General features: G+C 64.4%; 10 protein-coding genes and 1 pseudogene. 8 read left to right on the forward strand and 3 right to left on the reverse strand.

Translation table 11 applies throughout. The features are described from left to right. Window positions 1-178 precede the first annotated feature (178 nt). From ACTWQA_RS17285 to ACTWQA_RS17305, 5 genes are all read left to right on the forward strand, one after another. Window positions 179-1,075: an NAD-dependent protein deacetylase gene (locus ACTWQA_RS17285; RefSeq protein ID WP_443160221.1), complete on the forward strand. Its 897-nt coding sequence runs from the start codon at window positions 179-181 to the stop codon at window positions 1,073-1,075. A gap of 5 nt (window positions 1,076-1,080) precedes the next feature. After that, window positions 1,081-1,458, forward strand: coding sequence for a YchJ family protein (locus ACTWQA_RS17290; RefSeq protein ID WP_443160222.1), 378 nt, complete (start codon window positions 1,081-1,083; stop codon window positions 1,456-1,458). A 522-nt stretch (window positions 1,459-1,980) separates the two neighbouring features. After that, window positions 1,981-9,282 (forward strand): LamG-like jellyroll fold domain-containing protein, encoded by a 7,302-nt coding sequence (locus ACTWQA_RS17295; RefSeq protein ID WP_443160355.1) that lies wholly within the window; start codon window positions 1,981-1,983, stop codon window positions 9,280-9,282. Next, complete coding sequence (locus tag ACTWQA_RS17300; protein WP_443160223.1) at window positions 9,264-9,788, forward strand: hypothetical protein; 525 nt, start codon at window positions 9,264-9,266, stop codon at window positions 9,786-9,788. Before ACTWQA_RS17295 ends, ACTWQA_RS17300 begins: the two co-directional genes overlap by 19 nt. 956 nt (window positions 9,789-10,744) lie before the next feature. Next, window positions 10,745-11,206, forward strand: coding sequence for a hypothetical protein (locus ACTWQA_RS17305; RefSeq protein ID WP_443160224.1), 462 nt, complete (start codon window positions 10,745-10,747; stop codon window positions 11,204-11,206). An 87-nt stretch (window positions 11,207-11,293) separates the two neighbouring features. Here ACTWQA_RS17305 and ACTWQA_RS17310 read toward each other — a convergent pair. Next, window positions 11,294-11,437: pseudogene (locus ACTWQA_RS17310) on the reverse strand (IS701 family transposase); the annotation flags it as partial. 120 nt (window positions 11,438-11,557) lie between these two features. On the opposite strand from ACTWQA_RS17310, the gene ACTWQA_RS17315 reads away from it, so the two are divergent. The 3 genes from ACTWQA_RS17315 (at window position 11,558) to ACTWQA_RS17325 (ending at window position 12,433) form a co-directional block, all read left to right on the forward strand. Further along, window positions 11,558-11,941: a hypothetical protein gene (locus ACTWQA_RS17315; RefSeq protein WP_443160225.1), complete on the forward strand. Its 384-nt coding sequence runs from the start codon at window positions 11,558-11,560 to the stop codon at window positions 11,939-11,941. Window positions 11,942-11,968: 27 nt separating this feature from the next. Beyond that, window positions 11,969-12,115 carry a hypothetical protein gene (locus ACTWQA_RS17320; RefSeq protein WP_443160226.1) on the forward strand — a complete coding sequence of 49 codons (147 nt, stop codon included), beginning with the start codon at window positions 11,969-11,971 and terminating at the stop codon, window positions 12,113-12,115. An 84-nt stretch (window positions 12,116-12,199) separates the two neighbouring features. Then, on the forward strand, window positions 12,200-12,433 hold the full coding sequence (locus tag ACTWQA_RS17325) for a hypothetical protein (RefSeq protein ID WP_443160227.1): 234 nt from the start codon (window positions 12,200-12,202) through the stop codon (window positions 12,431-12,433). 171 nt (window positions 12,434-12,604) lie between these two features. On the opposite strand, the gene ACTWQA_RS17330 is transcribed toward ACTWQA_RS17325, so the two are convergent. Both ACTWQA_RS17330 and ACTWQA_RS17335 read right to left on the reverse strand, forming a co-directional pair. Next, entirely contained in the window at window positions 12,605-13,243 is a 639-nt protein-coding gene (locus ACTWQA_RS17330) for a hypothetical protein (RefSeq protein ID WP_443160228.1), read from the reverse strand. A 380-nt stretch (window positions 13,244-13,623) separates the two neighbouring features. After that, window positions 13,624-13,911: a hypothetical protein gene (locus ACTWQA_RS17335; RefSeq protein WP_443160229.1), complete on the reverse strand. Its 288-nt coding sequence runs from the start codon at window positions 13,909-13,911 to the stop codon at window positions 13,624-13,626. Window positions 13,912-14,323 lie beyond the last annotated feature (412 nt).

Here is a 14,323-nt window from a genome sequence, read left to right on the forward strand (position 1 = left end):
GCTCACGGAATGAGAGGGGGCCGAAGCCGCACGATCTGTGGATAGGCCGCAGGCCGCTCTGGCGGCAAACAAGACCCCACCGACATTACTGTCCAGTCCTCCTTAGATGATGGGCCGCGGACGCTTCGGTCAGCCCTGGCGCGGGCCGACCGGTGACTGAGTCGGGCACCATGGACATGTGACTCCAAGCACGACGAAGTCCCCACTCGCGGACCAGGTGGAGGCGGCCGAGCCCAGCGATCCGCGTCAGGTGGCCGACATCGCCTTGCTGGCCGAGCTGGTCGGACAGGGAGGCGTGGCGGTGCTGAGCGGGGCGGGCATCTCGACCGAGTCGGGCATCCCCGACTACCGAGGCGCGACAGGCCGGGCCCGTCGCGCCGAGCCGATGACGTACCAGCGTTTCGTCGGCAGCGCGGAGGCCCGCCGCCGCTACTGGGCGCGCAGCCACGTCGGCTGGCGCCAGATCGGCCAGGCCCGGCCCAACGCCGGCCACCGCGCCGTGGCCGCGCTGGAGCGCCACGGCCTACTGTCCGGCATCATCACCCAGAACGTGGACAGCCTCCACCAGGCCGCGGGAGCCCGCCGCGTGATCGAGCTGCACGGCGGCCTCGACCGCGTCGTCTGCCTGTCATGTCGGGAGCGCACTTCGCGCTCGGACCTGGACCGCCGCCTACGTGAGGCCAACCCGCACTGGCACGCGATCGGCCACCAGATCAACCCCGACGGCGACGCCGTGCTGACCGACGAACAGGTCGAGGGCTTCCAGGTGGTGGACTGCACCGGCTGCGGCGGCCTCCTCAAACCAGACGTGATCTTCTTCGGCGAGAACGTGCCCCGGGCCCGCGTGGACGAATGCTTCGGGATGGTGACACGGGCCCGAGCACTGCTCGTGCTCGGATCCTCGCTGGCGATCAAATCAGGCCTGCGGTTCGTCACCAAGGCCGCGGCGCTCGGCCTCCCCATCGCCATCGTCAACCAGGGCCCGACCGGCGGCGACGCCGACGCCACGCTCACCTTGGACGCCCCGCTCGGCGCCACCTTGACCGACCTGGCCACCCGCCTCCGGGCACAATAGACCGCATGCCTCCTCGATCATGCCTGTGCGGCCTGCCCGCCTCCTACCAGGACTGCTGCGGCAAGCTCCACCGCGGCGAGGCAGTCGCCACCACCGCCGAGCAACTCATGCGCTCCCGCTTCACCGCGTTCGGCGTCGGCGACGCGGCCTACCTCCTACGCACGTGGCACCCGGCCTCCCGCCCCGCTCGGCTGGATCTGGACAAGCGGGTCCGCTGGGTACGCCTGGAGATCCTGGAGACCACCGGCGGCAGCGTCGTCCACTCCGAGGGCACGGTCCGCTTCCGCGCCCACTATGTCGACCGCGGCAAGCCAGGGGAGATGGAAGAACACAGCCGCTTCGTCCGCCTCGACGGCCGCTGGGTCTACGCGGGAGCTGTGTAGATCTTTGAAAGAGACCGGGTGCCGGCTTGATCGTGGGAAATGGACAGAGTCCGGCGCCGAACTCATCGAAAGCCTGCGCCAGGTGCCCAGCGCGCCAGCCGGACCGGCCGTCACGCTGGCACTAACCTGAGTGTCCCTCAAGCGGAGGCTGGGTACTGTGCACCGCCGCGAGGGACACCTCGTTGGCGCGAGTGCAGGCGTTCAAGGGGGCTCTGGCTGTTCCGGAGCTCGGCCACTATGCGCTGGTCCTGAGTCTGAAAACGGAGCGTGACTTACCAGATCGGATAAGTTTGTTTTCTAATTTGTGATAATTGCACGTCTTGCCGGATTCGTCGGATTTATTTACGTTGATCGTCGGATGTTGATCGGCTCCGAGCCGCGCAGGAGACCACCTGCCACCTGCGGCGGAGAGCGACGTTGGTGCCCTGTCGGTGTCTTTCGTTGTGGTTCGGAGTGTGATGGCGCATGCGCCGGGTTTTGTCATGGCGTCGTTCGGTTGGAACGCTTCTCGCGGTCGTGGGTATGGCGCCTGGCCTGCTGGTGGTGCAGGGCAAACCGGTGCTGGCGGAGGCCGCCGCGGCGGTGGAGCAGGATGCTGCCGCCTTACCGGTGATTCCCCAGCAGATGGCGGGTTCGGCCGCGGGATTGCCGTCGTTGCTGCCCGCCACGCAGCTCTCTGCTGTGGCTGATGCGTCGGATGGGTGGCGCTCTGAGGTGCAACGGCCCAAGGGCGCGGTGCCGCAGGAGGACCGGACGCGGGACGCGGCGGAGGCCGAGGGTTCTGAGTCGAAGCGGTTGCCGGCCGGGGTGCTGCGGGCCGAGGCGGCCGAGGCCGCCCTGCTGGCCGTGCCGAGTTTGGTGGATGTGTACCCCAAGCAGGGGTATTTGGTCGATTCTTTGACGCCGGCGCTGCGGGCGTGGGGCAAGAGCAACAACGGCAACTATGCCATGTCGTACTCGTTCAAGATCTGCGACGTTGAGTCAATGACTGGCACCGGTTGTACGACGTCGGGTTATGTGGCGGGTAACAAGAACACCTGGACGGTTCCGGCCGGAAAGCTGACCTGGGGCAAGCAGTACTGGTGGACGGTCACCGTCCGCGACTCCTACGACTCCTCGACCACCACCTCCCCGGTGCTGACCTTCACCACCGGGGTGCGCCAGCCCGCGGTCACGTCCTTGCTGGCGATCTCCGGGGTGGCGGGACAGGAGTTCAACCAGCAAAACGGCAACTACACCAGCACCTTCACCGACCTAGAAGTGGCGACCGTGGGGCCGCCGCTGTCGGTGGTGCGCACTTACAACAGTATGGACCCGCGCACCGATGGCATGTTCGGTCCGGGCTGGTCGACGCGCTGGGACATGAAGGTGGTCAAGGAGGTGCGGGGGACCTCGACGTCGGCTCTGGTGACCTACCCCAACGGTGGGCAGGTGCGGTTCAAGGCCAACGGGGACGGCACCTTCCAGCCGCCGCCCGGCATGTACGCCACCCTCGCCGAGGAGAGCGGCGGCTGGCGGCTGATGGACAAGGCGTCCACCAGCTACCGCTTCGACGCGAGCGGCAGGTTGACGTCGATCATCGACCAGCGCGGGCGCAGCCAGGAGCTGACCTACGACACGGGCGGGAAGCTGACCAAGGTGACCGGTGTGGGCGGCCGGTCGCTGACGTTCACCTGGCAGGCGGACCGGGTGGCGTCGATCTCCAGCGACCCGATCGACGGGACCGCGCTAACGTGGACCTACGGTTACGACGGGGGCCGGTTGACGCAGGTGTGCGCGCCGGTGGCGGCGCCGAACTGCACCTCGTATGAGTACGGCACCGGGTCGCTGTATCGCAGTGGTGTGCTTAACTCCGACCCGTTCGGCTACTGGCGGCTCGGCGAGGCGGCCGGCGCCACCAGCGGGGAGGACCTGGGCACCGGCGCCGGGAACCTGACCTACCAGGGCATCACGCTGGGCCAGCCGGGCGCGCTGGTCGCCACCACCGACACCGCGGCCACCTTCGCGGCTGGGTCGGTGGTGAAGCTGCCCTCCAACACCGTCCCGCACCTGGGCGACCAGATGTCGGTGGAGACCTGGTTCAAGACCACCCAATCCGGTGTGATCATGGCCGCCGGCACAACCCAGAACGGCAGCGGACTGGCCCAAGGGGCGATGCTGTACGTGGGCACCGACGGCAAACTGCGCGGCTCCCTGGATGCGGTGACCACGCCGATCACCTCCACGAACACGGTCAATGACGGGCAGTGGCATCACGTGGCGCTGACCGTGGCCGGGCAGGATCAGACGCTGTACCTGGACGGCCAGCAGGCTGGCAGCATGACCGGCACGGTGGCCACCTGGCGCACCTACGCCACCCTGGGCAACGGCGTCACCGACCCCGCCAAATCCCCCGCCGTCCCGGCTGCGGTGCAGGCGTTCCCGTTCCAGGGCCAGCTGGATGAAGTCGCGCTGTACGGCAAGCCGCTGACTGCGACCGAGGTGGCCGGCCACTACGCCGCTCGTACCGGCGCGCCGCACAAGCTGTCGAAGGTCACGCTGCCGTCCGGACGAGTGTGGGCGGTCAACACCTACGACGCCAAGACGGACCGGATCGCCACCCACACCGATAACGACGGCGGCACCTGGAAGGTCGGCGACATCGGTATCGAGGAGCAGTCCGGTGAGGCGCAGGTGACGGTGACCGACCCGGACAACAACACCCTCGTCTACCTCTACGATGCCTGGCGCGGCTACCGCATCCGCGGCGAGACCGACCAACTCGGCCACACCACCTGGCACGAGTACGACCAGGCGGGCTTCCTGACCAAGGTGATCGACCGCAACGACATCGCCAACGAGATCTACCAGGACAAGCGCGGCAACACGTTGGGCCGGCAGTACTGCCGGGCGCCGGGTGAGTGCGCGATCGAGTTCTGGTCCTACTACCTCAACGCCAGCGATCCGTTCGATGCCCGCAACGACAAGGTGACCGCCTACCGCGACGGCCGCTCGGCCGGCGACACCGACAACACCTTCGCCACGAAGACCGAGTACAACACTTATGGCGAGGTGACCAAGGAAACCGCTCCGGCCACCGCGGACTATCCCTCCGGCCGTTCCGTCAGCACCGCCTACACCGACGGGACAGAGCCCGCAGTCGGCGGCGGAAGCACCCCTGCCGGTTTGGTGAAGACCAAGGCCGACGCCCGCGGCAACGAGTGGAGCTACCGCTACACCGCTGTCGGCGACCTGGCCGAGCAGACCGACCCTGAGGGCCTGGTCACCAAGCTGGACTACGACCCGATCGGCCGTCTCATCGCCACTACGCGTATCTCACAAGCGTTCCCGGGCGGTGCCAAGACCACGTTCACCTACGATGGTCGCGGCCAGCTGCAGACCAGCACCGCACCAGGCGCGAAGAACGAGATCAGCAACGTCACGCACACCGCGCAGACCCGCACCACCTACGACCCCGACGGCAGGCCGCTCACCCAGACCATCGCCGACCTGACCGGCGGCGACCCTGAGCGCACCACCACCTACACCTACGACGACCACGGACGGCAGAACTCCGTCACCGACCCCGAGGGCGGCATCGCCCGGCAGGACTGGAACCACCGCGGCTGGGCGATCCGCACCACCGACGCGCGCGGCACGGTCATCGAGCAGAGCTACACCAAACGCGGCGAACTGCACACCAGCACACTCAAGGGTTGGAACGGCAGCCCCGTCAACCCGCAACCGGCCAAGGACGTCGTCCTGGAAACACGCGGATACGACCCGGCTGGCCGCCTGCTGTCGGTCGTAGATGTGATGGGCCGCAAGACCACCAACGAATACTGGATGGACAACCGGCTCAAGCGGCAACTCGCCGACGACGCCAAGCTGAACGGGTCCACCACGCCGCGCGACGTGGTCGTCAAGGCCGAAGAGTATGACCCGGCCGGCAACCTGGTCGAGCAGATTTCTGGTGGTGGCCTGACCACCGTCGTCTTCGACTACGACGCGGCCAGCCGGCTGGTCTCCCAGATTCTGGACCCGGCCAAGCTGGCCCGCACCACCGCCTTCACCTACGACGCCAACGGCAACGTCACCAAGACCACGCTGACAGCCGCCGGGACCAGCCGCACGGAGACCACCAGCTACGCCTACAACAAGCTCAACCAGCCCACCAGGCAGACTGTCGAGAACGGCGCCCAGGACCTGGTCTCCACCACCACCTACGACGACCGGGGCCTGGTCGTGGCCACCACCGATCCCCGCGGCAACGCTGAGGGAGCGAATGCCGCGGACTACACCGCCACGCTGCGCTACGACATCCTCGACCGGCTGGTGGAAACCGTCGCCCCGCAGGTGCAGGTGGACAAGAACGGCGCCTCCAGCCAGGCTCGCCCGGCCACCAAGTCCGGCTACGACACGGTGGGCAACCAGACCCACCAGAGCGACGCCGAGGGCCGCACCTTCGTCTCCACCTTCGACAAGGCGGGACGGCTGACCAGCAGTACCGCGCCGCAATACACCCCGCCCGGCGGCAGCGCGATCACCTCCGCCGTCCATCATGCCTACGACGCGGCCGGGCAGCGTAAGAGCACCACCGACCCGCGCGGACACGTGACCGCGTTTGAGTACGACCAGCTCGGCCGCCAGGTCCGCGTCACCGACCCTGCTCCCGATGGGCAGTCTGCGGGCACCTGGATAACCGAATACGACATGGCCGGAGAGAAACTGGCCAGTGTCGATCCGACCGGCGCGCGCACTCAGGCCACCTATGACGACCTGGGGCGGCAGATCACCGCTACCGAGATCGAGCGTAAGCCCGCTACCGCGGCCCACACCACGACGATGGAGTACGACGACGCCGGCAGGCTGATCAAGCAGACCGCCCCGGGTAGCAAGGTCACCAGCTTCACCGTCAACGCGGCCGGCGAGGTTACCTCCGTCACCGACCCGGCGACCAGCAAGACGACCATGGACTACGACCTGGCCGGCCGCGCGACCAAGGTCACCGACCCGAACGGCAACGCCAGCGTCGCCGAATACGACCTGGCCGGCCGCAAGATCGCCGCCAGGGACCTGAACGCCACCGGCACGGTGCTGCGCACCTACGGCTACGGCTACGACCCGGCGGGCAACCCGATCAGCGCCACCTCCCCCGAGGGGCACGTCACCAAGCAGACGTTTGACGCCCTCGGACGGCCCGTCTCGCTCATCGAGCCGGTCTCGGCCAGCCAGTCGATCACCACGAGTTTCGGCTACGACGCCACCGGCGCCCGCACCCGCCTCACCGACGGCCGCGGCAACGCCACCTGGACCAGCTACAACAACCTGGGCCTGGCCGAGACGGTGACTGAGCCAGCCACCACCGCCCACCCGGACCTGGCCGACCGCACCTGGACCCACCTCTACGACGCGGCCGGCAACCAGGTGGCTACCATCCAGCCCGGCGGGGTGCGGATCGACCGCACCTTCGACCACCTGGGCCGCCTCACCAAGGAAGCCGGCGCCGGTGGCGGCGCCGGCACTGCGGAGCGCACCTTCGGCTACGACCTGGCCGGCCGCACCAGCACCGCGGGCGACCTGACGGTGGACTACAACGACCGTGGCCTGCCGCTGAAGGTCTCCCGAGGCACCACGCAGGAGACCGCCTACGCCTACGATGCGCTCGGCAACCCCACCCAGCGCATCGACGCCGCCGGGACCGCCACCTTCACCTGGGACAACGCCAACCGCCTGGCTACCGCCACCGACCCGGTCACCGGCCGCACCCTGAGCTACGGCTACGATCCGGCCAGCCGCCTGAAGACCATCACCGCCACCAGCGGCACGGCCGGCACCCAAAGCTTCGACTACGACGCCATGGACCGGCTCACCGGTCACACGCTGAAGAACGGCTCCGGCACCCAGCTCGCCAAGATCACGTATGGGTGGGACAAGGACGACAACCTCACCACCAAGACCACCGTCGGCACCGCCGGAGCGGGCACCAACACCTACGCCTACGACCACGCCGGAAGGCTCACCTCCTGGATCGCCCCCGGCGGCGCCACCACCGCCTACGAATGGGACGCCGCCGGCAACCGCACCAAGGCCGGCAACGCCACCTTCACCTACGACGAGCGCAACCGCCTGACCTCCGGTGACGGCACCGACTACTCCTACACACCGCGCGGCACCCTGGCCACCAGCACCAAGGCGGGCGCCACCACGAGCTACACCTTCGACGCCTTCGACCGGCTGGCCGCCGACGGCGACAGTCTCTACAGCTATGACGCCTTCGACCGCATGACCAGCCGCATCCGCGGCACCGCCAAGCAGACTTTCGCCTACACCGGACTGGGCAACGACCTAGCCGCCATCACCGATAGTGGCGGCGCCGTCCAGGCCCGTTACGCCCGTGACGCCGCCGGCAGCCTGCTCGGGCTGAAGGAGGGCACCGGCGCGGCGGCCGCGGCGCTAACGGATCTGCATGGTGACCTGGTGGCCACCTACACCACCAGCCTGCAATCCTCGGCCGCCCACGACCCGTTCGGCGCCGTCCTCGCCCAGACCGGCACAAAAGGCCAGCTGGGTTACCAGGGCGAGTACACCGATGCGGATACCGGCAAGGTGAACATGCACGCCCGCTGGTACCAGCCCGGCACCGGCACGTTCACCAGCCGCGACAGCGCCAGCCTCACGCCCAGTCCGTCGGTGCAGGCCAACCGCTACACCTACGCCAACGCCACACCTCTGACGGGCATCGACCCAACCGGCCACAACATGGTCCCCATCATCATGTACTCACCGGATAGCAACGGTAACTACGTCCCCTCAGTCGGATATATGGGCGCCCAGGACTACCAGGACTTCATGTGGGAATCCAGCAAGTGGTCACACCTCGGCGACGATGAGATCAAGCGCCTAGGCTACAAGGTCCGACCGGACGGCCGAGAAGTCGACCAGCCCAACTTCTGGTTCGCCAGCGAGAAGGTGCAGGACGAGTACATGAAGAACTGGTCACCCGAGATGACGGATAAGCAGCTTGCCTTTAGCTGGGTGGCGGCCGGAGGGCTGGAAAGCTTCGCCACCATGGAGAAGGCGGCGAAGAAGAACGCCAACGATGTAAGGCTCGGCGAGTGGCGAGAGATGCAGCAAGTAGGCGGCAAGCTCGGTTCGGGCATGTATGCTACAAAGCCAGAGAACGGAACCAGCGCCTCTAGATATGCCTCTTATGAAAGCTATAAGCACATCGTTAGATACTGGAGGGATATCGAGAAGGCGGCCGCGAATCACGGAATCAAGGACATAAATGCTCTGGCTGCAGTTCTCATGTATGAAAGCCACTGGCAGGCCAATCAGACACTTGGAGCCAAGGAAGGCGATAACATTAGCTTTTGGACGCAGGGGGAAGGGGCATCGGTTGGCGTTTCCCAATTGGAAATCTATAAGGTAAGACATGCATTTAACGCATACGCGAAGGGATTTGCCGCTAAAAATTATAGCAACAGCGAGATCGCGGATATGATGAAAAATCCCTCCATTGCAATACATGCGGCAGCGGCATATATGCGCTACCTGAAGGAGCGTATAACGGGTCTTGATCGTCCTATGACCGACATGGACGCGGCCATCGCCTACTGCACCTGCTCCGGAGCGGTCGTGGACTCGAAAACCGGAACGGTCAGCGCCAAGCGATACGTGGCTTGGGCAAATAGTGGCTACATCGGCAGGCCCGAGGCCACCAAGATGAATCCAGAGAACGGGCGAATCGCAGAGGAGCGCCGTAACGCTCTACTAGCGTACGCGAAGGCCACCCCTGAGCTCTTCGCATGCGGAAGAGCTGCATGCTGGACCTACATGTAAGATACGATATCGTCCTCAATCGATACCGCGAGCGAGAAGAGATAACAAGGATGAGGGTTACGCGGAGACGAAAGCTGCCTGCACTTGCTCTTGTGATCTCTCTTCTTGTTGGAGCGTGTGCGCAGCAGCCCGAAGAGGTCGACCCCGGCGTACTGGGAGAAATCAATAAGATCGGCACAGTTATCTGGAAAGAACGCCAAGAAGTCTCAACGGGGTCAGAAATCCTAGTAACCCATGCCTTCTTGGTCGATGTCGGTGGCGATACTGAGGAGGAATCGCTCGGGAAGGCGGTAGCCTATCTCCACAGCCGAAACTGGACCACCAAGGTGGACAGCCGGCCGCTAAATGTGTGGCTGAAATCACCCCGGTGGGAAGGCGCCACCGTTGCTGCTTATGCGTGGAGCGTCTCCGAGGAGTTCGATCAACCCGAAGCGATGAAGGCCATCGAAAGTCAGGGTATCAAGCCCACGGCGCTCGTGAGCGTTTACGCGTACGTAGGCTGGTAAGTACGGCAGTCGCATCATCGCCGGCGGATAGATCAGCCACGGAAGCGCAGACCTCGATGACTCACGGGCTGGTCGGCGTGGTTGAGGGTTTCCCCGACCGGCAGTTTCTGTCTGCTCGTCTCCATGCCGGGAATTTTGATGCCGCGCGACCGTATCCTAGCTAGTCGGGCACAAAGACTGGCTATTGCTTTGATCGGAGCGGCTCTCGATATCTCCGGATGCGGGCTGATTTTCCCCTCTATCGATCGCGTATCCCTGCCGCGCTCAGTGATGTACGGGGTATTGGAGCAGTGCGGGGGAGGCCGATAGTGAAATCGGCCTTGCTCGCGAGGTTGAGGCCGTTAATGCATTCGTAATATATGTTGGAGGCGCTAGCGCTGGGGAGGCGCTCGACAAGGCTGTCGATCTTCTCCGTAAACGCCAATGGGAAACTCTCGGATAGAATCGGCCGTCGATGGTATCGATGAAATCCACAAAGTGGAATGCACACGTGACCGTAGCCTCTTTTCATCCAGTGCACCTGGAGGACCATCCCCGCATCCTGCGGGCACTCAAGGGTGGATCGGTCAAGACGGAAGGCCTTGTAATTGTTAAGGTCGATGTGTATCGGTCGGGAAGATGTTGACGTCACGTGCGCTCGCGGGAGCCGTGTCTTCCTATCACGCAAACGCGGCCAGCTGGGAGCGCCCAGAATCGATGCGACGATGCCCGCGACCCGGGCAGTTATGGCTGCGATACACAAGGCGAGAAGGCGAGGGCTACAAAGACGCCGTACTCACGATCTTTCTCCTAGCTCGAGGGTTCCGCAAAGCCATCTCTTGCCCAATAGCCTTCCAGCCAAGCCCCTGCGTCCATTAAAGAATACTGGATATGCATCAATGAAAGATTACAAAAGAGGAGGTGTCCTTAAAAGGACGCCTCGATCAGCGCAAGGCTCGCTGTCCAGGATCGCGAGGATGAAGTGGGCCCGCCGTCTCGAAGTGGCGATGGGTCTCGTCTACGTGGCCCTTGTTGTCGGCGGGTGTGGGTGGTTCGGTGGGCCAATCCAAGTTGATCCCGTTGTGCTCAACGAAGTGCGCAGAATCGGCGTAGTGAGAGGTGAAAGCAAGGTTCAGAGCGATGTCAATAGAAGGGCGGAGATCACAAACTTCTTTGTGATAGACGTTGCCGGCGTGAATGCTTCGGACACTCTCGATAAAGCCGTGAAAAATTTGCAGGCGCAGAAATGGTCTATCATAACTGAAAACCGGCCAATAAGGGTGGTGATGAAATCTGATAAATGGCCAGAGGTACATCTGACCATCGCGTCCTTCGATGCAATGTACCTGGAGGAGGCGCCTGAGCTTCGCGGGATGCTTGGTGACAAAACTCCGACAACGGAAGGCCATGTCATAATTGATGTATACAAGTTCGCATAGATGGCAGTACTTTTTTGACTGCTTGATCAAGGCCCGGTTATTTGCCGAGGCCGTCCTGAGCACCTCGCCGCTGGCGGCGGGGTCATTAGGCGGTTCATCGGGAGGGGAATGGGTGGCACGGGTGACGGCGAGGGACACCACGGCGAGCATGGCGAGTGTGCTGTAGCGGTACCAGGCCCGGTAGAGGCGGACCTGGTAATGGTCGAGCGCGGCTTTGTTCTTACCTGCCTGTAAGGCTAGCGGTCGCGACGCAGTCCGGGAGATATCATCTATATGGCTAGGCGCCTATTAGCGATACTGTGCATGCTGGCTGCAGTTTCAGGTTGTGCGTGGTTCTCCAGGGATCTGACAGTGATCAAGGTCGATCCTGCCGCGATCAATGAAGTGAGCAGCGTTGGTCGCGTCGTTACACGGACCAGTGCGGATCCAGTCTATGAGCGAATTGTCCAGGGCGTGGAGATTTTGGTGCTGGACGTTGATGCTTCCGATTTCACGGAAGCGCTTAGCGTGGCGCGCGGCCGTCTGCAGCAACATGGATGGACCGTTAGTAGCCAGGATGACGTCACTGTCTTCCTGAAGAAGGGCCGCTGGTATGGAACGACCGCAAGGCTCGGCCGGTTGGAGGATCTGGATTCGTTCGGAGCACGGCTGGAGCCAGGGGCAGAAAAGGCGCTTCAAGCGGATTCCGTGAAGTCGAGCAGCTATATTTTGGTATCCGTATCGAGGGACGAGTGAATATGGAGTGGCGGCTCGGGCACAGGTTTGGCTGAGGAGGGCGCGGCTTATGCCCCCTGCGACGTCGCGCTCTATGAGAAGGCGTTCCAGGTGCTTTCCGAGTCGGCCGTTTACGGCGCCGAGGCGCGGGCGCTCTTCGCGTCGGCGTGGCAGTCATGGGCCGGACAGAGCTGATCAAATCGACGTGCTGAGAGGGCCCGCGAGCAACATCAAGCAACATCGTGGACCCTCGAAATCTGGCGTCCGTACCTTCCTGGCATGGACGCCTTCGCGGCCTGGCAGCCGGCCGACAAGGTGGCCGTCGAGATCAACGGCATGTTGATCCAGGTGCCGTTGAACACGACGAATGTGTATCTCGCCCAAGCGCACGTCAACCCGGCGAGCCTTGATGAGATCTCCCGGTCGGATCCTCTCGACAGATCTCTGCCTGAACGGCCGACACGTAGTCAAGGGCCGTCTATGGCGTGCCGACCGCGTGTTCGACGTCCCTGAGACAGCCCTGAGGGAGCCGTTGGCGATGCAGTCGAGACGGGCGACCGGATCGGAGCGGCTTCGGCGGTGATCAACCCTGTGCTGGTTGTTGCTCCGGGAACAGCGTCGTACTGGGCGGCTGAGGCTGGCGATGCCGGTGGAGGTGTGAACTGGCGCTGTCATGCTCCTTGTTCAAGGGCGTCGGCTGAGAACCTCGGGGACTCGGCTGTGGCGTTTGACCACAGTGGCCAGGCCTGTGTCGATGTAGCCGAGGCACTCCACGATGGTGTCGTGGTCGGCGGATAGATGGCGGTGGTGGATCGGACCATGGTGGGCGATCTTGTTGCGAAGCACGCGCAGGTAGTCGAGCTTCTGGTGGAGGTCCCGTCGAGGCCCGCGGAACCCCGGGAAGGCCCGGTACAGAGCAGGCCGCCACAGCCGCTGGTCATAGCCGGTGCCGCGGCCGAGCAGGGACACGTAGAAGCCGAACGGCAGTTCCTCGGAGATCAGATGCGCGTCGGCGGCCAAACCGGTGCGCTGGATCTGCAGGCGGACTTCCCTGATGCGCTGCTGGCCTCCGTGGTTGAGCTGGGCGCCTGGGGCGTCCCACCAGTCGTCCCGACCGAAGTGGGCGACGAGTTCGCGGTTCATGACGCTGCGCATGGCGAGCTCCAGGTACTGCAGCGGCCCGTAAAATGCCTCGCTGATCTCTGTGTTCCAACAGTGCAGCGGCAACGCGGCGATCGCGTCGCCACTGCAGCGCAGCTCGTAGTCGGCCAGGTGGAGTGGGGATAGGAGGGCGCCCAGCCGCCTGGCCTCGGCTTGCTGCATCGCGGCCGCCTTTCAATCGAGGGGATTTCCCCGGGAACACCAAGGGTGGTACGGTCTAGTCATAAGCCCCGGATGTGCCTCTGCGTCGCAAGCAGCCGGGGCACAGCCATGTTCAGGTGCAGCACGGTCGGGCGCTCAGCTCGCGCCCCGCCTTCGGCGACGCAGTTCCCGGGCGGCCTGGGCTCGAGCGCAATTCGTCGAGCAGTACTTCACTCCTTGGCTACGGTGCTGGCCGTGGACGCTGCGGCCCCGCTGGTGCACGAATAGGTTCTCGCACGTCTCGCTGGCGCACCGCCGCGCTGGCACCCGCTCCAGCATGTGGTTGTAAAGCTGGAGGAACATGACGCCGTAGATGCTGGGGTGGCGCTCGGACAGGTCCCTTAGGCCCGCGCTGAACCCGGATAACGGGCGAGCCACGTCCGGATGGCAGCCTGGCCGGCGTCCAGGTGAGCGAGTACCAGGTCGCGATGGAGTCCCACCAACGTAATGTCCCAATAGTCGGGCCGCTTGCGGTAGGAGTTGCGTGGGTCGTATTCGCCGCTCTCGTCCTCCAGGTTGAAGTAGGGAGGGAACTCATGGCCGTCAAGGTGAAAGGGCAGTCCGTAGAGCTGCATCATGTCGGCGAAGCCGTGCAGATCGTCGCCCGAGCGGGTCATGAACTCTCGCATGTAGAAGTCCGGCGGCAGGGTGACCCGCCTGTCCGAAAGGAGGGCTGGGCGGCCACATAATCCAGTCACCCTCGAGGGTCACGGTCTGCCAGGGCCGCAGGGTGGGTGGAGGTAATGGCACCCCCGGCCAGAGCGTAATACGAAGACGTGGGTCAAGGCATGGCGGCACGCGGATCACCGTATCGAAGACATGCGTAGCATGTAAATCCGCGGTTTCGTATTACGCCGCTGTGGGCTGAATTTCCTATATGGAATGGGAAACGTCACTGCCGACATGAAGATTTCGCGCAAGTTCGGGCAGATCGCCGACGAGCTCATTGCCCGGACCCAGCAGTTGCCTCATCTGGCGAGGGACAATCTCGTTCTGGACTACCCCCTGCGATGGAGGTGCTGGATCTTCATGACATCGATC

Source organism: Nonomuraea sp. 10N515B (assembly GCF_052245915.1).
In the GTDB taxonomy this organism is placed as follows: Bacteria; Actinomycetota; Actinomycetes; order Streptosporangiales; family Streptosporangiaceae; genus Nonomuraea.

What these genes read in the sequence shown, in the direction of transcription:
- ACTWQA_RS17290 (WP_443160222.1), top strand. Translation starts at nt 1,081, where the DNA reads ATGCCTCCTCGATCATGCCTGTGCGGCCTGCCCGCCTCCTACCAGGAC.
- ACTWQA_RS17295 (WP_443160355.1), top strand. Translation starts at nt 1,981, where the DNA reads ATGGCGCCTGGCCTGCTGGTGGTGCAGGGCAAACCGGTGCTGGCGGAG.
- ACTWQA_RS17300 (WP_443160223.1), top strand. Translation starts at nt 9,264, where the DNA reads ATGCTGGACCTACATGTAAGATACGATATCGTCCTCAATCGATACCGC.
- ACTWQA_RS17305 (WP_443160224.1), top strand. Translation starts at nt 10,745, where the DNA reads ATGAAGTGGGCCCGCCGTCTCGAAGTGGCGATGGGTCTCGTCTACGTG.
- ACTWQA_RS17325 (WP_443160227.1), top strand. Translation starts at nt 12,200, where the DNA reads ATGGACGCCTTCGCGGCCTGGCAGCCGGCCGACAAGGTGGCCGTCGAG.
- ACTWQA_RS17330 (WP_443160228.1), bottom strand. Translation starts at nt 13,243, where the DNA reads ATGCAGCAAGCCGAGGCCAGGCGGCTGGGCGCCCTCCTATCCCCACTC.
- ACTWQA_RS17335 (WP_443160229.1), bottom strand. Translation starts at nt 13,911, where the DNA reads ATGCGAGAGTTCATGACCCGCTCGGGCGACGATCTGCACGGCTTCGCC.